This is a genomic window from Pannonibacter carbonis (assembly GCF_003012935.1).
Lineage (GTDB): Bacteria > Pseudomonadota > Alphaproteobacteria > Rhizobiales > Stappiaceae > Pannonibacter > Pannonibacter carbonis.
The window spans coordinates 16,101-37,897 of record NZ_PUDR01000010.1 but is presented as its reverse complement, the minus strand read 5'-3'; the positions used below and the strand labels follow the sequence as shown (position 1 = coordinate 37,897).

The 21,797-nt window shown below is 63.8% G+C and carries 18 protein-coding genes and 1 tRNA gene; 11 read left to right on the top strand and 8 right to left on the bottom strand.

Annotated elements, in window-relative coordinates; genetic code table 11:
• Positions 1–35: 35 nt before the first annotated feature.
• The 4 genes from C8348_RS14630 to C8348_RS14615 form a co-directional block, all read right to left on the bottom strand.
• Positions 36–1,109, bottom strand: a complete 1,074-nt coding sequence (locus C8348_RS14630; RefSeq protein ID WP_106754101.1) for a DNA polymerase III subunit delta' — start codon at positions 1,107–1,109, stop codon at positions 36–38.
• Positions 1,102–1,752, bottom strand: coding sequence for a dTMP kinase (gene tmk / locus C8348_RS14625; protein WP_106754100.1), 651 nt, complete (start codon positions 1,750–1,752; stop codon positions 1,102–1,104). Before tmk ends, C8348_RS14630 begins: the two co-directional genes overlap by 8 nt.
• A gap of 42 nt (positions 1,753–1,794) precedes the next feature.
• Positions 1,795–2,976: a D-alanyl-D-alanine carboxypeptidase family protein gene (locus C8348_RS14620; protein ID WP_208983777.1), complete on the bottom strand. Its 1,182-nt coding sequence runs from the start codon at positions 2,974–2,976 to the stop codon at positions 1,795–1,797.
• A gap of 68 nt (positions 2,977–3,044) precedes the next feature.
• Positions 3,045–4,457: a septal ring lytic transglycosylase RlpA family protein gene (locus tag C8348_RS14615; protein ID WP_425270825.1), complete on the bottom strand. Its 1,413-nt coding sequence runs from the start codon at positions 4,455–4,457 to the stop codon at positions 3,045–3,047.
• An 804-nt stretch (positions 4,458–5,261) separates the two neighbouring features.
• Between C8348_RS14615 and C8348_RS14610 the strand changes: the two genes are divergently transcribed.
• A tRNA-Ser gene (locus C8348_RS14610) sits at positions 5,262–5,351 on the top strand.
• Between the two features lie 105 nt (positions 5,352–5,456).
• On the opposite strand, the gene C8348_RS14605 is transcribed toward C8348_RS14610, so the two are convergent.
• Entirely contained in the window at positions 5,457–5,855 is a 399-nt protein-coding gene (locus C8348_RS14605) for a DUF6220 domain-containing protein (RefSeq protein ID WP_106754098.1), read from the bottom strand.
• 3 nt (positions 5,856–5,858) lie between these two features.
• Positions 5,859–6,461, bottom strand: coding sequence for an NAD(P)H-dependent oxidoreductase (locus C8348_RS14600; RefSeq protein WP_106754097.1), 603 nt, complete (start codon positions 6,459–6,461; stop codon positions 5,859–5,861).
• A 91-nt stretch (positions 6,462–6,552) separates the two neighbouring features.
• Here C8348_RS14600 and C8348_RS14595 point away from each other — a divergent pair, with 91 nt between their 5' ends.
• Positions 6,553–7,461 carry a LysR family transcriptional regulator gene (locus C8348_RS14595; protein WP_106754096.1) on the top strand — a complete coding sequence of 303 codons (909 nt, stop codon included), beginning with the start codon at positions 6,553–6,555 and terminating at the stop codon, positions 7,459–7,461.
• 40 nt (positions 7,462–7,501) lie between these two features.
• Here the strand turns inward: C8348_RS14595 and C8348_RS14590 are convergent, their stop codons facing one another.
• A complete protein-coding gene (locus C8348_RS14590) occupies positions 7,502–8,227 on the bottom strand; it encodes a hypothetical protein (RefSeq protein WP_106754095.1) in 726 nt (241 codons plus the stop codon).
• Between the two features lie 710 nt (positions 8,228–8,937).
• Between C8348_RS14590 and C8348_RS14585 the strand changes: the two genes are divergently transcribed.
• A complete protein-coding gene (locus C8348_RS14585) occupies positions 8,938–11,094 on the top strand; it encodes a putative bifunctional diguanylate cyclase/phosphodiesterase (RefSeq protein ID WP_198647065.1) in 2,157 nt (718 codons plus the stop codon).
• Positions 11,095–11,347: 253 nt separating this feature from the next.
• Here C8348_RS14585 and C8348_RS14580 read toward each other — a convergent pair whose 3' ends face one another.
• Entirely contained in the window at positions 11,348–11,800 is a 453-nt protein-coding gene (locus tag C8348_RS14580; protein WP_106754093.1) for an Rrf2 family transcriptional regulator, read from the bottom strand.
• A 502-nt stretch (positions 11,801–12,302) separates the two neighbouring features.
• On the opposite strand from C8348_RS14580, the gene C8348_RS14575 reads away from it, so the two are divergent.
• From C8348_RS14575 to C8348_RS14540, 8 genes are read left to right on the top strand one after another with little or no spacing between them, the layout of a single operon-like run.
• Positions 12,303–13,673: a hypothetical protein gene (locus tag C8348_RS14575; protein ID WP_106754092.1), complete on the top strand. Its 1,371-nt coding sequence runs from the start codon at positions 12,303–12,305 to the stop codon at positions 13,671–13,673.
• Position 13,674: 1 nt separating this feature from the next.
• Positions 13,675–14,406 carry a DNA alkylation repair protein gene (locus tag C8348_RS14570; protein WP_106754091.1) on the top strand — a complete coding sequence of 244 codons (732 nt, stop codon included), beginning with the start codon at positions 13,675–13,677 and terminating at the stop codon, positions 14,404–14,406.
• A 16-nt stretch (positions 14,407–14,422) separates the two neighbouring features.
• On the top strand, positions 14,423–15,334 hold the full coding sequence (locus C8348_RS14565; RefSeq protein WP_106754090.1) for an N-acyl amino acid synthase FeeM domain-containing protein: 912 nt from the start codon (positions 14,423–14,425) through the stop codon (positions 15,332–15,334).
• Positions 15,331–16,200 carry a class I SAM-dependent methyltransferase gene (locus C8348_RS14560; RefSeq protein WP_106754089.1) on the top strand — a complete coding sequence of 290 codons (870 nt, stop codon included), beginning with the start codon at positions 15,331–15,333 and terminating at the stop codon, positions 16,198–16,200. Before C8348_RS14565 ends, C8348_RS14560 begins: the two co-directional genes overlap by 4 nt.
• Positions 16,197–17,807, top strand: coding sequence for an FAD-binding oxidoreductase (locus tag C8348_RS14555; RefSeq protein WP_157950439.1), 1,611 nt, complete (start codon positions 16,197–16,199; stop codon positions 17,805–17,807). The genes C8348_RS14560 and C8348_RS14555 overlap by 4 nt, the downstream gene beginning before the upstream one ends.
• Positions 17,804–19,639 (top strand): NAD(P)/FAD-dependent oxidoreductase, encoded by a 1,836-nt coding sequence (locus tag C8348_RS14550; protein WP_198647064.1) that lies wholly within the window; start codon positions 17,804–17,806, stop codon positions 19,637–19,639. The genes C8348_RS14555 and C8348_RS14550 overlap by 4 nt, the downstream gene beginning before the upstream one ends.
• Entirely contained in the window at positions 19,636–21,150 is a 1,515-nt protein-coding gene (locus tag C8348_RS14545) for an amidase (protein ID WP_106754086.1), read from the top strand. The genes C8348_RS14550 and C8348_RS14545 overlap by 4 nt, the downstream gene beginning before the upstream one ends.
• On the top strand, positions 21,147–21,773 hold the full coding sequence (locus C8348_RS14540; RefSeq protein WP_106754085.1) for an FMN-dependent NADH-azoreductase: 627 nt from the start codon (positions 21,147–21,149) through the stop codon (positions 21,771–21,773). The genes C8348_RS14545 and C8348_RS14540 overlap by 4 nt, the downstream gene beginning before the upstream one ends.
• Positions 21,774–21,797: the final 24 nt, after the last annotated feature.

Here is a 21,797-nt window from a genome sequence, read left to right as displayed (position 1 = left end):
CAAAGATCAGCGGCGGCGACGCGTTGGAGGAACGCTCAACCCGGCATTCGCATGACTTCGGAAAGGCTCCGGAACACGTCGATCACAACCTGTTTCTTGTCGAGATTGAGCGCTTCGGCATCGGCCGCCGCGCGGCCCATCTTTTCCCATACCTCCGTCCACCTGACAAGCCGGGAGGGGCTGGCAAGATCAGCTCCGGTCAGGCGCTTGTGCAGCCAGTCACGGGCCACGACAAGGAATGCATCCCAGTTGTCGGACTGGCCTCGCGCCGCCACAAGATCGGCGAAGGCATGCAGCTTGATGACGTCGATCTGCGGCAGACGGTCGGTGAGCGCCAGGAAGCCGCGGTTGACGGCCAGCCCCTCCCCGCCCATCAGCAACAGGGCAGACCGCAGGCTCCCGTCGGCAAAGCGGGCAACATCGGCCTGCGTCGCCGCGTCCGGGCGCTCGCCCGTTACAGCCGGCAGCGCCTGTTCCAGCACGGCTTGCGGCAAGGGCATGAGGTCCAGCCGCCGGCAGCGCGAGCGGATCGTCGGCAGCAGGCGTCCGGGGGCATGCGAGAGCACCAGGAACACGGAGTTGGCCGGCGGTTCCTCAAGGATCTTCAAGAGCGCATTGGCCGAGGACGCATTCATGTCGTCGGCCGCATCCACGATACAGATGCGCCAGCCTGCGCCCGAGGCCGTGGTGCCGAAGAACGACACGGTGCGGCGCACCTCCTCCACCGGCAGCGCCTGCTTGAAGCGCTTGCCCTTGTCGTCCCAGGGACGGCGCAGATGCAGGATGTTGGGGTGGGCTCCGGCCGCCACCTGCCGCGCTACCGGATGCTCCGGCGCCACAGCCAGGCTTTCGGCCGCCGCCACCGCCGGTGAGAACCGGTCGGGATGGGCCAGCGCGAAGCGGGCAAAGCGGAACGCCAGCGTTGCCTTGCCAATGCCCTTCGACCCGCCGATCAACCAGGCATGGTGGAACCGCGACGAGCCATAGGCCCCGATCAGTTCGCGCTCGGCCGCCTCATGGCCAAACAGGTGCATCTGGGCCCGGGGCAGATCGACACCATCGATGTCGTCGATTTCGGGCGCGGCCTCGATTTCCTGCACCCTAGCCATGTCCGGCCAGTCCCAGCCGCGCTTCCACCGTCTGCCAGATCGCGGCTTCCACCGTGACCGCGTCGCCTGTGCCGTCAACGACGGCAATCCGGTCGGGCTCTCTGTCGGCCAGCTCCAGGAACAGCGCCCGCCGCCGCTCGTGAACGGCCAGCGTGTCGGTTTCAAAGCGATCCGGTGCGGCACCGGCCGGATTGTAGCTGCGCGCCTCCACCCGCTTCAGCCCGATCTCGGCCGGCACGTCGATCAGGATCGTCAGATCCGGCTTCAGCCCGGCGGTCGCCGCAAGTTCCAGCAGATCCAGCATCTGCCGGTCGACCCCGGCCTCGCCTTGATAGACCCGGGTGGAATCGGCGTAGCGGTCACACAGGACCCAGGCTCCGGCCTCCAGCGCCGGGCGGATGGTGGCATCGACATGATCGGCGCGGGCGGCAGCAAACAGCATCGCCTCACCGCGCGGCCCGAGGCTCTTGGCCTTGCCGGACAAGAGCACCTCACGGATCATTTCTGCGCCGGGCGACCCGCCCGGTTCACGCGTTACTGTCACGGCCAGCCCGGCCTTCTCCAGCCGCTCGCGCAGCCGGCGGATCTGCGTCGACTTGCCTGCGCCCTCGCCGCCCTCAAAGGTAATGAACCTGCCGCGCACCCTGACCTCTTGCCTGACGCAGCCCGAAAGCCGCCGGTTTCCTTACATCCAGCCAAACAGAAGTTCGGTCACGCCATTCAGCGCGCGCTGGCTCAGCGTGCCCTCGGCAATGCCGTCACCCGTGACCAGCGGTGCCTTGTAGACCACCGCGTCGTCCGGGCCAATGACCCTCAGCTCGCCCGCCGGCGCACCGGGCGCAACCGGGGCAAGCAAAGGCCCCGAATAGACGAGCCGCAACCGGTAGCTCATGCTGGCGCCGAGCGGCAGCAACACCGCGATCCGGTCCCGTGCCACCAGCGGCACAGCGGTCTCAACACCGCCGAACACCCGCGCTTCGCCCACCCTCGCGCCGGGCTCATAGAGCACCACCGTCGCAAAGCTGTCCCAGGCCGTATCGGCAAATTCCTTCAGCGCCGTCAACCGGGCCTTGTCCGTCGGCAATCCGGCGAGCACGCCGACAATCCGCCGTCCCTCCCGTTCGACCGTGATCAGTCCGGAAAACCCGTCCCGCTCAGACTGGCCGCCGCCAAAGCCGTCCAGCCCGCGGATCTCGCCCAGGAACGGGTTCTTGTTGCGCTGGAAGATGTTGTTCCAGGTGAATTCCGGCCGGGTGAACAGCTCCAGCCTGTCCCGGTGCTGTCCCAGGAGGTGCCGCCCGAGCAGAGCCATGTCGCGGGCCGTGACGCTCGAGCCGTCGCCATCCTGTCCGGTCGAACTGGCAAAGCGCGAATTGGTCAATCCGATCGCCTTGCCGAAGGCCGTCATCCGCTCGGCAAAGGCCGCATCGGATCCAGACAGTCCCTCGGCCAGAATCAGCGCCGCGTCATTGGCGTTGTGCACAATCAAGCCGGCCAGCAGATCCGACACGGCAATCTGGCTTTTCACGGCGGCAAACATCGTTGCTCCGCGCGACGGCGCACCGCCCGTGCGCCAGGCGTGTTCGGACACCGTGTACAGCGTGTCGGCGCTGATCTCGCCCTTGGCCAGCGCATCGAACACCACCGCAGCCGTCATGATCTTGGCAAGTGACCCCGGCGAAAACGGCTTGTCGGCCTCCTTGGCGAACAAAAGCGTGTCGGCAGTGGTGTCATAGAGATAGGCGATGGGCGCCTTGGTCGCGACGACTTCGGCGGCCGCAGCAGGGAACGCCAGCAGTCCGGCCACCAGTAGCCAGAGGCTCAGGCCAACCGCCCGGAACCAGTCGAGGAAACGCTCAGACGCCACGCGGCACACCCTCCCCGCCAAAGACCTCCGCCGCAGGATTCGGCAGGCCAGTCAGAGGCCGGACAAGTCTAGCGATTCAGGCTGCTGAGGGGAACAGAAGTTGCCTCGAAGGCGGAGAAGGCCGAATGCGCGCCGGAGATGCGGGTGTTGGCCGCATAGGACGAGATCGCGCCGCCCAGAAGCAGGTTGCGCGGGCCATTGCCAGCTGGCTGCAGGCCGTCAAACGGCGAGGAGACAGGCTGGGGGGCGTAGGCTGCCGGCTGCGACAGGCCCTGCGCCGGAAGACGGACCGGCAACGTGCCGAGGCTCTGCGGCGGCGTGCCAATGGCCGGTGCGGCGGCCGGGGTGCTGCCGTAGGACACGGGCTGGACACCGCCAGTCGGAAGTGTGGCAGCGGGCGCGGCCGGAAGGCTCGCCGGAGCTGCAACTGGCTGGAACTGGCCGCTGGTCGTGACTGTCGAGGCGGAGGCCACCATGACCGACGCAGCGCCGGCCTCGAAGGCGGCAGCCGGATCGAAGGCGACCTGATAGGCCGGATTGGATACCGGGGTGGACCCCGAAGTGCTTGCAACCGTCAGGGTCGCCATCATCAGGAATGGCCGCGGAGACGGAGCACGTATGCCGCCTGTAGAGGCCGCGGCGCCAAGCGTATCGGCCGCCGATGCCATCATCACGGGCGCTGCCACCGCTGAAGCTGCAGGCGCTGCAGTAGCCGGTGGCGGCGTTGCCTGGGCAATCATCGTGCCCGGCATCGTGCCGCCCGGCGTCACGGCATCCGGGCCACTGTAGGAGGCCATCAGGAAGGCTTCGTCCCGGCCGTGCAACGGCGCGCGGCCGACATACTCGACCTTGACCTTGGCAACGCCCGCAGCCTTTGTGCCGAGCATCTTGGCGACACGCTGCGACAGGTCGATCTCGCGGTTGCCATGGAACGGTCCACGATCATTGACACGCACGATCATCGAGCGACCGTTGGCGACATTCGTCACCCGCGCATAGGAGGGCAGCGGCATGGTCGTGTGCGCTGCGGTCAGCGCGTTGCGATCATAGATCTCGCCATTGGCCGTCTTGCGGCCATGAAAGGCCTCGCCATACCAGGAGGCAAAACCCGTCTTCTTGTAATTCGGATCTTCCTTGGGATGATACCAGCGGCCGGCAACCTTGTAGGGCTTGCCGGTGATGTCGCGGCCACCGCCCTTCGGCACGGCCTGGCCATCGGCGACAACGCGCGGGCTGGCCTTCACACCATATTTGGATTCCGGAAAATACTCGCTGGAGCGCTTCTTCGGCGGGGTCGAGGCGCAGCCGGCCAAAGCCAGCGCTGCTGCAACCGCCACCAGGATCCCGGATGTCAGCCGACGGGAAGAAGAACGACTGGACGCAGCACAGCTCGGATCGATCGGGGAAACGGATCCGGAAACGCAGCCACCTGCGGCGGCATTCGTCAGATCGGTCCCGGCTTTCGGGCTCAGTCGGCTCACGCCATTACCTTGCATACTGCCGTCCCACTCATCACGCGTCTGGCGGCCCCAGGCTCACGCGGTCCAGTTCACCGGTTGTCCGGCTCTTGTCTCGCGATCGTGGCGCAGTCGCCGTTCTGATCACATCCCGATGGACGTATCCCTGAACGACTGCGCGCACGCAACAGCCGCATCCCGCCCCCGCAGAATGCCGCTGATCGCAGTTAACGCTATAGTCGTTACCCGATCCTTACCGCGCCGCCAAGTGCCCAAATCACCGCAAGGTCCTGACCTGCGGCAGCCGGCCGGCAGAAACCTGTTCAACGTGCCACCAAATCCGGGTTCGGGAGCGCCAGTCTCCCAGGCGTTCCAGCCCGTATGGCCGTCTTGCGCCCCGGTCCACCGACTCAGATACCAAGGCTTGTCGCAACTGTCAGCCAGTCCGCCAGCGGATCTACCAGGCCGCCCCGCGACGTGATCCCGAACCGCCCGGAGTGTGATGGCCGTCACACTTCGGTTTGGCCTGGCAATGCTACCTAGATGTCACTGCAGCAGGCCGCCCCGCCGCGCTGCAGGCTGGGGCCCTCCCGGCACCGGCCGTCGACCCGACCCCTGCCCACAGTTCATGGGTCGACGGCCCCCTCCCCTTTTGCCGCCTTTCCCATGTCACGTCGTCCCCTGCCAGGCAGCCCGGTCAGCGCGGCAATTGCGGGCCGTGCTATCCTCGCGATCGGATCATGTCAGGCCTCCAGCGAGCGCGGTCCCCATCTTAAGCCCGGCGCTGCGCTTGACATTCCCGCGCAAAGGCGAGAAACGGAAAACAACGGAGGGGTGGCCGAGTGGTTTAAGGCACCGGTCTTGAAAACCGGCGAGCGTGAGAGCGCTCCGTGGGTTCGAATCCCACCCCCTCCGCCATTATTCTGCTTTCTCAGATAACTTTCTCCCCATATCTAAAGCTGAGTGTTTGTGGACATGTGCTGTGAGAGCCCAATGGCATATCTGCGAGCTGATACCCACTCGTCATAGGTGATGGTTGCGCCGCCTCTCCACCTTGAACAGAAGGATGAGGGAAGCCGTAAGCAGGAGAGCCGCATTGAACGGATGAAAGGCAAGTGCCGCTGGTCCCCCCGCGCCGAGCAGAACCTGCAGGATATACAGCCCCGCGATCAGGGCGGCCCACCAGCCGAACCCGCGCAGATGACGAAAAGCTGTGGCCCCGGCGGCAAGAACAATCACGGGCAGAGCAGCAAGGCCACCCAACGTGCCATGCATCTCCCAGGAATGGCCGCCGAAGAGGGCTTGCCCGGCAAGCAGGAACTGACCTGCAATCACTACAGGCAGAAGCCGCGCCGACCAGAGATAAACGGCAGGTGTGCCACGGCCGAGGTGCTGAAGTGTATCGTGCGACAGTCTGGTCATGGCTCAGACTCCCTCATTTTGCAGGATTGAAGGTGAAACCGCGACCGGTGCCGGAGCCCACGCGGCAAAACGCTTCAGCGCCGTGACGTAATGTGCGGCAGCGTCCGCCAGGGCACCGTCCGACAGGTGCCCCGCTGCAAACAGGATGTGAGGCGCGTGCCAAGGCAATCCGCACCGATGGGCCATGGCTTTCAGCGGCGTCAAAATTTCGCCGATCGTATAGTGGTTTTGGCCATCGGACCCATAGGCTTCGGCGACATTGCCGGCAGTCGCCGCAATCATCAGCGGCGTCCCGGCCAGCCGGGCTCCCTCTGTGCTGGCCTTGACATAATACATACGTGTCAGAACTGCATCCTGCCATGCCTTGAGGAGCGCAGGGGTCGAGTACCACTGGATCGGGAACTGCAGCACGATGCGGGAGGCGCTAAGCAGCATCTTAGCTTCTACGGCGCCATCGGTGAACATGTCGATCTGACCGCTGGGATAGCGCGCCTGCACATCGACGACTTCAGTATCGGCCAACGGCTGTGCCGCCGCCGCTAGGGCTGCATTTGCCTTTGATCTTCTGATGTCCGGGTGAAAGAGAAGAATGAGGGTCTTGTTCACGTCTGCCTCCTGCTTGTCTGTGATGACCGAAGGCTAGATGCTGGATAAAAATCACTCCAATCAATGATCGATATATGTCATTATCTGTTTCATGAATTTAAGATCCATCGACCTCAACCTTCTGGTTATTCTCGACGCCCTGCTTGATGAGGCGCATGTCTCGAGGGCGGCGCAAAGGCTGAACCTGTCGCAGCCAGCCGTTTCGAGTGCGCTGCAGCGTTGCCGGCATCTCTTTGGGGATGACTTGCTGGAACGGGGCCGGGGCGGAATGCTGCGCACGGCGCGCGGAGAAGCCCTGCGTGCCCCGCTCAAGTCGGTTCTTGCGGGGATACAGGGTCTGACCGGCCCAAAGGATGTCCCCTTGCAGGAAATCGAGCGAACAGTCCGCATCGTGACCGCCGATCTTCCGGCCTGCATCATGACCGGTCCGCTTCTTGAAACATTACGGCAATCCGCCCCGGGGATTACAGTCATCATCCAGCCCTGGCATGGATCGGGCGCGGCAGTGTCAGCGCTGATCAATGGCGATACGGATCTGGCGATCTCCGTATTCGTGTCCGAGCCCGACGACATCATGCGCGTCACGCTGCTGCAGGAGACTTATGTTGTTGCCATGCGCAAGGGGCATCCGGCTCAAGGCCATCTGGATCTGGAAACGTGGCTAGCCTGGCCACATGTCATTGTCTCCGGGCGTGGCGATCAACGCACCCCGGTCGATGTACAATTGGCGACCATGGGGCTGAGCCGCCGGGTCGGGCTCGTTGTTCCAACCTTCCAGCTTGTTCCGGATCTGCTGATGCGAACCGATTTTCTGGCACTGCTGCCCAGCCACAGTTTTGCCTGGCAGAAAGATGGCAGCCTCGTCAGCGCAACGCCGCCGATTGCCGTTGATGGCTTTCCGCTTCATCTCGCCTGGCACAGGCGGCAGACCAGCGATCAGGTGCTCTCACACGTAACGTCAACGATCCGCCAGATTTTCCGCGGGATTGCTGCCGGCTGAAGCAGGGGCACACCGGCTCGGGCGGCTCACGCATCTCCCCTTATCTGGCCCGCTCCATGCCATCCGTATCCAGCCGCAAGGCCGCCTGCCACAGGGGTGTTTTCGTGAACACGGCCTCGCTAACGCGGAAGTTTCCGGCGTCTTCTGTTTTCTGCAAAAGCCCTGCCCAGCAAAGTGGACGCAGAACATTAATGTAGAGGCCGCTCATCATGCAGTCGTGCTGCCAGACGGGGCCTGATTCCGGTTCGCCGAAAAACACGCGGCGCAGCTCGCCGCCGGTGGTACCATTTTGTGTCTCGACATTCAGAACGTTCAGAAACACATCCCAGTTGACCAGAGGAACAGCCTCTTCATTGCGGGCGGACAGACTGGCGTGATTGAGGTGGAACAGGAAGACCGGAACCATGGTGCTGAAGATCAGCCCCGACCGGCCCGTGAGATCCTGACCGGCCTTCGTCAGCCTGAATTCACCCTTGTAACGGCGGCCAAGCCGCATGGAGAGCATGAGACCGTGCAGCATATGCAACGGCATGAAATCGGCCTCATTCAGCACCTTGCAGACGGCAAAAAGCTCATCTGCCGTGTGCCCCGGCCAAGCAAACTCAGCCGCCGCCCAATGCACGAAGGAGCGCTTGAAGGCCTTGGCCGGCGTCAACGGAATGCCGCCATGCTCCGCCATCCACCCAAGCGTCTTTTCCACCCCGCGCACCAGCGGCGACAGGCTGAGCGCCGGGTTCTGATCGTCCAGATCGCAAAACGTGATCATGCCCGATGCCTCCCCTGCCTGCTTTCCGCAGCATTCAGCATACCCCGAACCGAAATGGGAACCGCGCAAATGAAAAGCGGCCCCCGGAGGAGCCGCCTTATTTGGTGCTGTCTAGAGCGTGTTATCGACCAGACCGCGATTTCCGAACTGATATACGCATAGGTTGCAGCATAACCAGCCCTCCGTCAATCCAGCCGGAACGCACTCCGAGCGCGACCTGTTCCACCTTGGCAGCTTATCAGTTCAGAAATCGCGGTCCAGCCGGAGCTTGCACAGGCTCGTGAATGGCGATTGATATCGCCCCGTGTTGGCCGCGCGGCGACCGAGACCGAATGGACTTGTCAGGCCGCCAGCCGCTCTTTTGCCTCGCGCGGGTTGGATGGCCTGAGCGCGGGTTGAACCAGCCACGCCGATCCATGATCCTGAGCCGATGCAACCGCTGGCGAATGTGCGGCGCATAGTTCTGCGGCGGGGTCGGAGAGCCCTGCCGCAACGGGCCGGATCATCCATTCCGAGGGAGTTCCTTGAAAAATCCGCCATAAGTGCAATCGGGGTTTCATCTACCAAGCACTGTATTCCGCTTGGGAAGGGACCCGACAGGGCAGATGCGCAAGCAGCTGACACCAAACCGTCACACAAAAGAAGTGGAACATTTACCCCTTGTCTGCGATCTTTTGGAACGAATGCCACCGGATTCCCTGAATTTTGTTATGACCCGATCCAATGACTACGCGGCAGACTTTGTGGATGTCGCCATCAGCATGGAGCAGGCGCTGGATGAGGCGGGGATATTCACCGCACTCCATGCCGCGTGCGAGCGAATGCTGGGGCCGACACACCTGTCCGGCTATGTCGCTGCGCTGAACAGGCGCACGGTTCGGCGAGCCTTTGCAACCGGGATGGAAGAATTCCCGGTTGAAGCGATCAGGGACTGGCTTGCCGGCGCCGATGGCCCGCCGCCTGTGTCCCCTGCCCGGCCCGGCAGCCACCCGTTGGTCTTTCACAGGCTGACCAGCAACAATCAGCCCGTCGGCGGTTTCGTGCTTGAAACCGCAACTCTCGCGGCAGAGGGCAAGACGGTCGTCGATCAACTGGCAAGGCTGACAAGCAGCAGCCTCCTGACGCTGCAGCGCCGCAAGCTGTCACAGCTGGTTCTGGAAGCGCTGGAGCAGAGTGAAGAGGCAATTTCCTTCTACGACGAGGAAGATGGAGTCGTCTTCAGCAACCCGGCCTATCACCGCGTCTTTCCGTATTATCCGGACCGCCAGGGGCTGCTTGGCGCCCGACACCTCGACCTCTACAAGCTCGACCTCGAAGCAGGCGTAATCGACGATCCCCTCGCCCGCAGTGACCCGGACGCCTATCTCGCGGAGCGGGCCCGGCTCGCCGACCGGCTTGTCGACAGCCACCGGGAAATCCAGCCGCTCGGTGGCCGGGTTTATATTTATTCCAGGGTCAAGTCGAAGACCGGGGCGACCATGTCGCGCCGGATTGATGTGACCGAGCAGTGGCAGGCCACGGCCCAGTTGCGTGAGCGCGAACGTGAACTGAAGGAACTGGTTTTCCGTGATGCCCTCACCGGCCTCCACAACCGTGCCTTTCTGCGTGAACATATCGCCGGGATCACCGCAGCGATCGAGGCCGGCGCCGTCGATGGTTTTGGTGTCCTTCTGATCGACCTCAATGATTTCAAGGTCGTCAATGACGGATATGGTCACGATGCCGGCGACCAGGTGTTGCGGGTGGTAGCGCAGCGCATTTCCGGGACAGTCGGGACGGACAATGTTGTGGCGCGGCTTGGCGGCGACGAGTTTGTCGTCGTCCTGCAGAACCAGACCGCCCGCCCGGTGCTCAGTTCGCTGGCGCGCAAGCTGATTGCAACCATCGGCCAGCCAATCGAGACCAGCGCACGGATCTTCCGGATGGGGGCGAGCATCGGGATCGCGATGTCACCGGGGACGGGCGGCGCGGGCATCCCGGAGAGCGGCACACGCGATGTCCTGGTCGATGCGGATGTCGCCATGTATGCGACAAAGAGCCAGCGGCCGAAGACAAGCGACTATGCCTTTTTCCGCCCGGCCATGCTTGATGCGCTGACACAGCGGCGCAACATGGTCGACGCACTGCGGACGGCGGTTGCAGAGCAGAACTTCGAACTGCACTATCAACCGCGTTTCTCAACCCATACCCGCGAACTGCTCGGCTTCGAGGCCTTGCTGCGCTGGCGTGACGACCAGGGCCGCCCCGTCCCCCCAAGCCGGTTCATTCCGCTTCTGGAAGAAGCAGGCCTGATAGAACAGGTTGGCGAATGGGTTCTGGCCACAGCCTGCCGGCAGGCACAATCCTGGCCCGCACACCTGTCGATTGCCGTCAATGTGTCACCGCTTCAGGTCTGCAATCCGCGCTTCTCCATGAAAATCGTGGAGACCTTGGCCCATACGAGCCTGTCGCCGCACCGCCTGGAACTGGAGATCACGGAATCGGTGTTCCTGGAAAACGAACAGATCGCGATCCAGCGTCTCACCGAATGGCGCAATCTCGGCGTCCGCGTCGCGCTGGACGACTTCGGCAAGGGCTATTCATCGCTGGACTATCTCAGCTGGGTTCCGGTCGACATCATCAAGCTTGACCGCACGTTCATCGCCCGTTTCGATCCGAACGCACCGGATGAACGGGTGAAGGCGATCCTCCGGAGTGTGATCGACCTCGGCAAGGCGCTCGGCATGATCGTGATCGCGGAAGGCGTTGAGCGCGAGGACCAGTTGGACCTGCTGCGAAGCATCGGCTGCCCCCAGGTGCAGGGCTTCCTGCTGGGACGTCCGATACCGCTCTCCGCCCTGCCCTTGCTGCTCAGCAAAACCGGTTAGAAATCCCGGCTACCAAACCCGCTGCCGGAACTGATGGTGCGATGTGCATCCGTTGCCAGACAATGCCTGGAAAGCCAAGTGGTCTGAAGGCACCCTTGCGATTGGTCTCAAAGGTGTCACTCGCGCTCGTCTGGCGGAAGGAAACTATGGCACCACCAGCCGTTGACGCTCAGCTACAACTTGTCAACGACGAAGGCCAGACAGGCCCCTAGCCTCGGAGCCAGGTAAGGCAACATCGATCAAGCAAAGGGCTTTACACGCGCTCGCCCTTCATTGCGCATTGCAGGATCTGCGCCAGCGTGACCTGCTTCAGTCTCGTTTCGACGACAAGATCGAGATCGGTGTAGAGGTCAAAGACGACACGGTCGATTGCACGGCCCTCATCACAATTTGATTCTGGCATTCCGTGACGCTTGCGAAATGGACCGGACCCCTGGACAGCATAATAGATGTCCCAAAGCGTCACCTGGTCCGCCGCACGAGCGAGACGATATCCACCACGCGCGCCCAGCACAGCTTCTGCCAGACCGGCCTTGACCATCGAGCCGATGATCCGCTTCACGATAAGTGGATTGACCGAAATATTTTCACCAACGAAGACCGCGTTGGACAAATCAGGCGAGCGAAAACTGAGGACACACATCGCGTGCACGGCAACAGAGAAGCGCTGATCAACCCCTCCGGTCAAAGCATCCTTTACAACCATAGGGTATTACCCTTCCCATATACGCAAACACCTGAATGCAGACATTATCAGCTACCAATGGCATCTAACAGCAGTGGCGATTTTATCAAGGATCGACGAACAATCAGCCATACACAACCTGAAATTACATTCCGTTGCGACATAAACACCAATTTCAGTTACATAAAATACTTATATATTGATCACATCAAATTTCGTGTAAATCGCACGCTTTAGCCTATCAATCGAAAAGAAATTACAATAGCACTGTAAAATTATCTTCAACATTAGAAAGTATAATACTTTAAAATTACATTCAATACAGAGCGTTAGCAGAATTATATTTCTAATTTTCCTCTAGTTATTTGGATTTTACGCTAAATGATCGTTATAGTTTTGTTTGTTTTAATGGCGGTGGATGACCACTGCGCCGCACACTCCCCGTTCAAGCCCGCTTGACGCATTAACGAAACGGAAATAGGAATGGATAGTGTAACCATTATTTTTAGGAATAGAGAGTTCCATGGCGACTTTTTCTCGCGCTGGCGTTTTCAACTATAACGCGAATTCATTCTTGTGGGGCTTTGGAGGAACTTACGAAACCGCGACCACCCTGAATTTCCTTGGCAGCATGACGATTGATGCACCGGCCGCCCTGGCGGTTGCTGCGGTCTCCCTTGAAAGCGCAACCGTCAATGTCACCGGAACGATCAGCAGCACTGCCCGCAGCGGTGCGATCGTCACCCTGCCCGTGCCGGTGCCGCCCGGCGAGCCTCAGCCCGCCGGACCGGTCGACGAGCTGATTGCCGCCGGCGCGATCCTGGGCGATGCCCGGGTCACATTCGCCGGCTCCGTTCGCGCCCAGATCGAGGGCGGCGGCACCATCGGGGCCTTCTCGGCGCTGGCTGACGCCTATGTCACCGCGACCGGCGTGATGATTTCCGAGCGCGGATTTGCCCTGCGGACGCAGGCAGCCTCCGGTGATGCCCATTCGGTGACAAACGGACTGATCGAGGCCCGTGGCGGCGAATGTGCGATCATGGTCGAGGGCCGTGAAAACAGTTTCGTCACCAACCGGGCAGCCGTGCTGACGGGCGGTGACCATGTCGACGGGATACTCGCAACCGCCCGCGTCGATCTTACCTTCTCCGGCGACCGGGTCGCCGCGCTTGCCAATTCCAATGTCACCGTCACCAACAGCGGCGCGCTGTGCACGAGCGGCGACGGCATCCGCGCCGAAGCCCAGAGCACCATCGAGATCCGCAACACCGGACGCATCGACGCCGATGGCATCGGCATCCATGTCCGTGACATCGACGGTAGCGACGGGATCGGCCGGGCGATCATCCACCAGAAAGGCCTTCTGGAAGGCGCTACCGGCGGAACTATCGTCACAGGCGATTTCGCCACAACAACCATCGACGTCTCTGGCGTGGTCAAGGGCGGCAGCGGCGCGGCGATCTCGACGGATGCAAGCAACGACAGCATTCATGTGAGAAGCGGAAGCAAGATCTTCGGCGACATCCTGACGGGGGCGGGCAATGACGTGATCCGCATCGATAATGGCGCGCAGGTTTACGGCGTGATCGATACAGGCAGCGGCAATGACACGGTCTTTCTTGGCAACGCCGGTTATGTGGTCAATGGCGGTGCCGGCGATGACATTTACTATGCCGGAAGCGGCCGCGACGTGTTTCGCTACAGCGCCGGCGATGGTGGCCATGACCTGTTGTTCGGCTTCGATCTGCGCCGTGACGTGCTCGCCTTCGACGTTGGGCCAGTCGACATCCACATCACAGGCCGCGACACGCTGATCACCTGGTCGGAGGGCAGCCTGCGCCTTGTCGGCGTTGCCAGTCCCGACCTTGATCTCTCCGGCGCCTGGATCGCCTGACATGGCGGGCGATCTCACCGCCGAACGCAAGGCGGCCCTGTCGCGCGGCGAAATTGCCGCGTCCAACCTGGGCGAGATCCTGGCGATCGACTTCACTGACCTGATGGAGACGCTCGCACCGGGTGCCGGACTTCCGGCCTTTCAGAAAGAAGGCATCTCGCGGCGGATGGCCCTGTGCGGCGAGGCGTTGCTCGCCCACTTCGGCGCTGACGTCCTTGCCACCTGGACAGACCATGCCAGCGACACCGTGCGTGGGTTGGCCCTGTTTGGCCTTGCGCGTCACAACGATGATTCGGCGGTGGCGGATGTGCTGACCATGGTCCGGCCTTTCGCCGCGGACGGACATTTCGGCGTCCGCGAATGGGCCTGGTTGGCGGTTCGGCCGCGTCTGGTGCGCGATCTCGACCTGTCGATTGCCGCGCTCGCCGGCTGGACGGGCGACGCTGACGAGAACATCCGGCGTTTTGCCGTGGAGGCGCTGCGGCCGCGTGGCGTCTGGTGCAAGCATATCCCAGCCCTGCGCGAGGACCCGGCCAGGGGCTTGCCCCTTCTGGAGCCAATGCGACGCGAGGGCGAGAAATACGCGCAGGACTCCGTCGCCAACTGGCTCAACGACGCGGCCAAGGACCGGCCCGACTGGGTCAGGAGCCTGTGTCAGCGCTGGCTGCGTGAAACAGACGATTGTCCGCCGACCCGGCGGATCACCACTCGGGCCCTGCGCTCGCTGACATAGTGGTTGGAGACAAGCCATGAAAGACCGGCTCGGCCGCTTCAAGAATGCTCACTTCGCATTGTTGCCACCACAACTTATGCGTTCATTTGCCATGCGACGCATCCGTGCCAGCGACATCTCCTTTCCGGACGTGACCTTCAAGATCGTCTCGACGGAAGAGGAAATGGCAGGCGCCTTCGCGCTGCTGGAGGAGAGCTACGTGCGCCGCGGCATCGTCGCCGAAGGTCAGATGCGGCTGCAGGTCATCAGCCTCCTGCCGTCGACAACAACTTTCATCGCCAAGCGGTGCGACCAGATTCTCGCCACGCTCTCGCTGATCGAGGATTCCGATCTGGGCCTGCCCATGGAGAAGGTTCACGGCCCGGAAGTCGCCGGCGTGCGCCAGCTGTTCCGCAAGGTCGCGGAAGTGGGGGCGCTCGCAGTGCGCTCTGATCAACGCCGGACCGGCCTTTCCATCATGCTTTACAACATGATGTACCGCTGGGCCCGCTACTGGCGGCATGTCGATGACCTCATGATCGCGGTGCATCCTTCGGCGCGGTTCTTCTACTCGAACCTGCTGCTGTTCCGCCCGCTTGGCCGGGTCCAGAACTACGCCGGCCTGCGCGATGCCGCCTCGCTGCCAATGCGCCTCGACATCCCGGGCGTGCAGATGCGCTTCCACCGCATCTACCGTGGACAGATCGTCGATCAGCGCTCAGGGCTCGATTTCTATGATTTTTTCTGCGCCCCGTCTGACCGCTTCGACTTTTCCGCCCACCCGGATTTTCGCCGGCCGATCGCCGTTGAAGGCCCCTTGGAAGACCGCGCAGTCAGTGGCCTTCTGCGGCGGTTCTCGCTCTGCCCGACAGCCATGGAGGACCAGGAGGCTGCTGCCCTGCGCCGCCATTTCCCTGCCCTCTCCCTCTCGATGGATGGTGCCGCATGACACTCGACCTTCCCCGCGCCGTGTTCCATGAGATGACGGCGCGCAAGCAATTGCCGCGTACGCCGGAGACCGAGCTGGTCATGAACGGCGTGCAGACGGTGGAGGACTACTCCAGCTGTGGCGAGGAAGGCGGCGCGCTGTTCGGGCCTTACCTTTACAACGCGTTGCAAGTCTCTGCCCGCGTTGCACCGGGCAATCAGGTGATCGATCTGGGATGCGGCTCCGGGCGCCTTCTGAACCTGATTGCCAGCTGGAATCCGGAGGTGTCCTTCATTGGCACTGACCTCGCTCCCGTGATGCTCGAGACCGCGCGTCAGCAGGCCGAGCTGCTTGGATTGCGCAATGTCACCTATCTTGAGGCCGACTTCTCGCGCCTGGACGATTTCGGGCTGCATGAGGCGGATGCCATCATGTCCTCGATGGCACTGCACCACCTGCCGGACCGGGTCAGCCTGTCGCGCTGCTTTTCGTCAATCGTCCGGGTGCTGAAGCCGTCAGGTCAGCTTTACCTGATGGACTTCGGACGCCTGCGCTCCCGCCAGGCGGTCGAGATCTTTGTCGGCAAGGTCGCCCGGACGGAAACGCCCGCGCTCAGTCAGGACTATCGCGCCAGCCTCTATGCCGCCTTCACCCCGGAAGACTTCGACCAGGAGATCCTGCGTCTCGGCCGCATGGACGTAGCCTTGCACCGCAGCGTGATTGCCCCGCTCCTGATGGTGGCCTGCACTCCGGCCCCCGGTCCGGCGGGCCAGCGCGCGGTCGATGCCTTTACGCGTGCGCAGCGCCAGCTGTCGGCGCACCGCCGGGCCGAGCTGGCGCAGATGCGGCTGTTCCTGAGGCTGGGTGGTCTGGGGTTCCCGTTGTGACGCAACACTCCCCTCGGGCCGATTTGGCGTTGGAGCGGTTCCGCGAGGCGGTCCGGACCAGCGGCACAGCGGGTCGCCTTGCCGGCACCGAAAGGTCCGCCGCGCGCGGTCACGACACGCTGGAATGGCCGCACCCCGCCGCCGCGCCGCTCGTGCTGCTGCTTGAGACCGAGGACGAGATCCGCGCGGCCCTCGACCTTGCGCGCCGCGAAAAGCTCAGCATTCACCCCGTCTCGAGCGGGCACAACTGGGGCTATGGCACCGCGCGTCCGGCCAGCACTGAAACGCGAGTGCTGTTCGACCTCAGCTCCATGACGCGCATTCTCGCCTTCGATCCCGACCTCGGCGTGATCACCGTCGAGCCCGGCGTCACCCAGGGCCAGCTGGAGGCCTATCTGGCCGGGCGAGGCGCAGAGTTTATGGTGCCGACCACCGGCGCGGGACCGGACTGCAGCCTCGTCGGCAACGCGCTGGAACGCGGCTACGGCATGACACCGGTTACCGACCATTTTCAGGCCGTGCTGGGCCTGACCGCCGTTCTTGCCGACGGGTCGCTCTATCGCTCGCCCTTCCTCAGCGTCTCCCCGAACCAGACCAGACCCACCGGATACCGATGGGGCAGCGGGCCCTATCTCGACGGACTGTTCAGCCAGAATGGCGGCGCGGTGGTGACCAGCGTGACGTTGCAACTGATGCCGCGTCCGGCAGCCGTCGAAATGTTCGTGTTCTGGCTCAAGGATGACGCGGATCTGGAACGCACCATCGCTGCCATGCGCGGGCTCCTCACCCGCAGCGGTCTCACCATCGGTGGCATTAATCTCATGAACGCGGCCCGGGTCGGCGCCCTGGCTGGCGACCAAGCCCTGAAAGGCGCGCCCTGGATCGGAACCGGCGTTGTCTACGGCGACAAAGACGTCGTCCGGGCTGGCCGCAAGGTGTTGCGCCGGGCGCTGAAGCCCGTTGCCGCGCGGCTGGCCTTCGTCAACAGCCAGCGTCTGCGTCTGGCCGAAACGCTCGCCCGTCTGCCCTTCATCGGGCGGTCGCTGTCCCCGCTCGTCGCCCCTGTCAGGTCCGCCTATCGCATGCTGGCCGGCCACCCGGGCGAATTTGCCCTGGCGCTTGCCTATGGCGGCGCGCCAGAGGCGATGCCAGACAGCGGACGGGATCCGGCCCGCGACGGCTGCGGTCTGCTCTGGTACGCCCCGATCGTGCCGATCGAGGGCCGCGCGGCCCGGCGCTACATCGACATGGTCGCAAGGGTCTGCGGCGCGCATGGCTTTGCCGCGCCAATCACCTTCTCCACCCTGTCCGTTTCGGCCTTTGACAGCACGGTGCCGCTCTTGTTCCCGCGCGACCGGAACAACAGCGACAGGGCGCTGGCATGCCTGCGCGCGCTCATAGCCGAGGGGCGCCGTCTCGGGTTTCCCCCATACCGGTTCCACAGCGGCCTCATGGACGAGGCCACGGCCGGCAACGACGCCTACTGGCAGCTCGCCGAGAGGGTCCAGAGCGCGCTCGACCCGAACGGCCTCATCTCGCCGGGGCGCTACCGCCGCCGGGCCGCAACCGATGCCGTTGCCCCCCTTCTGCAGGAGACTTTCGCATGACCCGTATCGCGATCATCGGCCGCGGCCTCGCCGGCAAGATGGCGGCCCTGTACCTCGCGCGCGATATGGCCGACGCGGAAATCACGGTGATTGACCCGGAAGCTGAGGGATTGCCGGTTGTGGGCGAATCCACCGTCGAGGTGACGGCCCAGTTCATGAAGGCACTTGGGCTCGGGGAACATCTCGAGGAAGACCACCTGCACAAGTATGGCCTCACCTATTACTTCCGCCTGCCCCCCGGCGAAGATCCGGATGCACCGGACTACATCCAGCACGAGGCCCCCGGCATCATCCGCCTGCCCTCCTACAACCTCAACCGCCACAGCTTCGACGCCGAACTCGATGCCCGGATCGACCCGCTGGTGACCCGTGTCACCGGCCGCGTCACCGGTGTCGATCTGTCGGACCAGCCCGGCGCGCCGCAACAGGTCAACCTGCAGCTTGCGGATGGCTCAAGCCGGCAGATCGAAGCCGATCATGTCATCGACTGCTCGGGACGCATGCGCGTCCTCACCAAGCAGTTCGGCCTGCACCAGGACCCGCCCTACCAGCGCTGCAGCTACTGGTTCCGCCTGCAGGGCTTCGACCGGCGCATTCTTGACGGGTTGCGGCTGGCCAAGCTGAAACAACACTGCTTCGAGTCCTATTACGTGACCCACCACTTCTACGGCGAGGGCTACTGGATCTGGATCATCCCGATGCGCAGCGACACCGGCGAGGACATGGTGAGCTTCGGCATCACCTACCGGCCGGAGGTCATGGGCGAGAAGCGCATGGGCTTCGAGCGCCTCTGCGAGGTGCTGGAGCGCGACCATCCGCAGCTGAAGGCGCTGATCCTGAGCGGCCGCAAACTCGATGACAGCCGCTACTTCAACTACATGTACGAAGCCAGCAGCTACTACGACCGCAATGGACGCTGGTTCCTGCTGGGAGACGCCGGCTTCACCTTCGACCCGGCCAACAGCGCCGGCATTGCCTATCTGGCGCATCAGATCCCGCAAATCACCGGCATGATCCGCAAGGCGCGTGGCGGGATGCTGTCCCCCTGCTATGTCGAGGCGCTGGAAGGCCACCTGCGGGCCCAGCTCGCCCTGCAGGACCAGTGGAGCCACTGGTACGAGGTCATGAATGACCCGGTGAAAATGGCCTGGACGCTGATCGTCGCCAACATGGGCTATTTCCACCTCGTGGTGCCGAACTACATGAGCGGCGCCTTTCTGAACGCCGGTGTCGCCAGACAGGTCGCGATGCTGCTGCCCCGCTACAAGCGCGGCATGCAGCCTGCGGTCTATCCGTTCCCGAAGCTGCTCGACGCCCTCGCCATGACCATGGACCCGCAGGAGCTGATCCGCCGGGCGCCGGCGCTCTACGAGACAACGGTGCCTTTCAGCTACTACCGGCCGGATGACATTCCCCGTGGCCGCCTCATCAGCCGCTATTTCCGCAAGCGCGCCTATTTGCGGATGAAGGCACTGGCCCTGCTGGCCCCGCTCGGCAAGCCGCAGCATTGGTTGCTCGCGATCGGACAGACGCTGCTTGCCGGCGGCGATCTGCTGCGATCGGGCCTGATCGGCCTCGTTCCCTGGACCTATGAGCGGGCTGCTTCCCGCAAGCCTGCCGACCAGAGCCCGTTCTCGCCGACCCACGCCTTTCTCTTTGCGCCGAACAAGCACATCGGCATGGCCCAGTCGCGGCTCGTCCAGCGCCGGCAGGCCGCTGAGCGGGCCCGGCAGCTTCCGCCTTTGCTGGCGGCGGACGATGCCGTTCCGGCAAAGTCCCCTGCCCATTCCCCGGACCTGATGCGCAAGCCCACGGCGGACGCTGCAGCATGACTTCAGCCAACCAGCCAGCATCCTTGCTGCCTCCCGCAGCTCAGAGGGGGGCGGCCGCACCGCTTGCGGTCGCGGTCGCCCTCCAGGAAGTGTCAGCCAGCGAACTGACGGAACAGGCACTGCAGCGCCTGTCCTCCGCCGGGCGCCGGTTCGGTGCCTTGGCTGGACTGCTGCCGGATCAGGCCCGCCGCGCGGCCCGGGCCGCCGACAGGATGGCCCGGGCGCTTGGCCCAGAAGCGCTGGTCAGCCAGCCGTTGCTTGGGTTGCCGGTCACGGTCAAGGAAGGCCTGAAGGTTGCCGGCGCTCCGTGGATGATGGGCGCCGCCCGTCACCGCGACCGGATCGCTGAACGGGACGGCACGGTCGTACAGCGCCTCCGGTCAGCTGGTGCTGTTATCGCCGGTGTTGGCAGCATGGCCGAAATGGCGCTCTGGCCGGAAACGGTGAACCGCATCACCGGACGCGCCCGTCACCCCATGGACAAGTCCCGCACCCCCGGCGGCAGCTCGGGCGGTGATGCCGCGCTGGTCGCCGCAGGCGCGGTGACCGTTGCCGTCGGCACGGATGGCGGCGGCTCGGTGCGCATCCCGGCCGCCTATTGCGGCCTCTACGCGCACAAGCCAACGGCCGGAATGGTTCCGCTCACGGGGCATGTCCCGCTGGACCGGGGCCCCGATACGGCTGCCGCGCCCCTGGCCCGCTTCTTTGCCCCCGGACCAATGTGCCGCGAGGCGGCAGACCTCTGGCCGCTGCTGTCGGTGATGGCAGGTCCGGACGGGATCCATCCGGGCCTGGAGGCTCCCCTTCCCTCCGACTTGCCACGGCCCACCCCGGCCCAGCTGCAAGGATGCACCGTCTTTGTGTTGCCCGCGCCCTCCATAGCCGGCAGCGAGCGGACGGACCCGGCGCAGGTTGCAGCGGTCGAGCGGGCCGCAAGTCACCTGCAATCGGCGGGCGCGCGTTTGCAGACTGTGCGAACGGATCTGCTCAAGGGCGCCTTCTGGATCTGGATGGGCACGCTGCATTGTGCCGCTGACGTAACAATGGAACAGCTGGTTGGTGACGGCACTCGTCTGCCGCTTCTCCGCCAATCCATACGCCATTTGACTGGCCGCGGCGAGCACACCACTGCCGCGCTGCTGCTGGCCTGGAGTGCAAGGCTTGATCCAACCGGCCCCAGGCTCTGGCGGCGCTGGCGCGACCAGGGTCAGGCTCTCTCAGACGAGCTGGCCGATATGCTTGCCGGAAATGCGCTGCTGCTATGCCCCCCGGTGCCAGGACCTGCGCCGCACCATGGCCACGCCTTCCGCCATCCCTTCAACATCGGCGCAACCGCCGTGTTCAACGTACTCGGCAACCCCGCCACCATCGCCCCGGTTCTCCTCGGGCCGGAGGGCTTGCCGCGTGCCGTCCAGATCGTCGCGGGCCCGGGTGCCGACCACCTTGCCGTGTCTGCCGCCCTTGCCCTCGCGCGGACGGAAATCTTCCCCCAAGACAGGACAGTTCGATGAAGAAGACTCTGCTCTCCTTGAGCTTTTCACCCCGCGTCGATTCAACCAGCGCCGCCCTAGCTGACGGGTTCATTGCCGACTGGCACAAGGCAAATCCGGACGCCGACCTGCGCCAGCGTGCCCTGGGCCGGGATGTGATCGCAGGGCCGGACGAGGCCTGGATCGCCGCCAACATGACGCCGGAGACGAATCGCACGCCGGATCAGGTCCAGCGCCTCGCTGCCTCGGATCAGGCCATCGCCGACCTGCATGCGGCGAGCCACATCGTCATCGCCACCCCGATGTTCAATTTCGGCCTGCCCTGGACGCTGAAGTCCTATGTCGATCTCATCATCCGTGTCGGCAAGACCTTCTCCTTCGACCCGGCCACCGGCTTCGGACCGCTCCTGTCGGCCGACAAGAAGCTGATGATCGTCTGGTCCAGCGCGGGCGAGTACCAGCCCGGCACTCCAACTGAGCCCTTCGATCACCTGACGCCGTATCTGCGGCAGATCTTCGGCTTCATGGGCGTCACCCAGTCGGAGGCCGTCTCGGCCGGCAACATGTGGGGTGGCCCGGAGGCTGCGGCAGCTTCGCTAGCTTCCGCCCGCGCCCGGTTGGCTGCGCTGAGCCCGAGCTGGTAGGCCGCAGGTCGACAGACAGTTCGT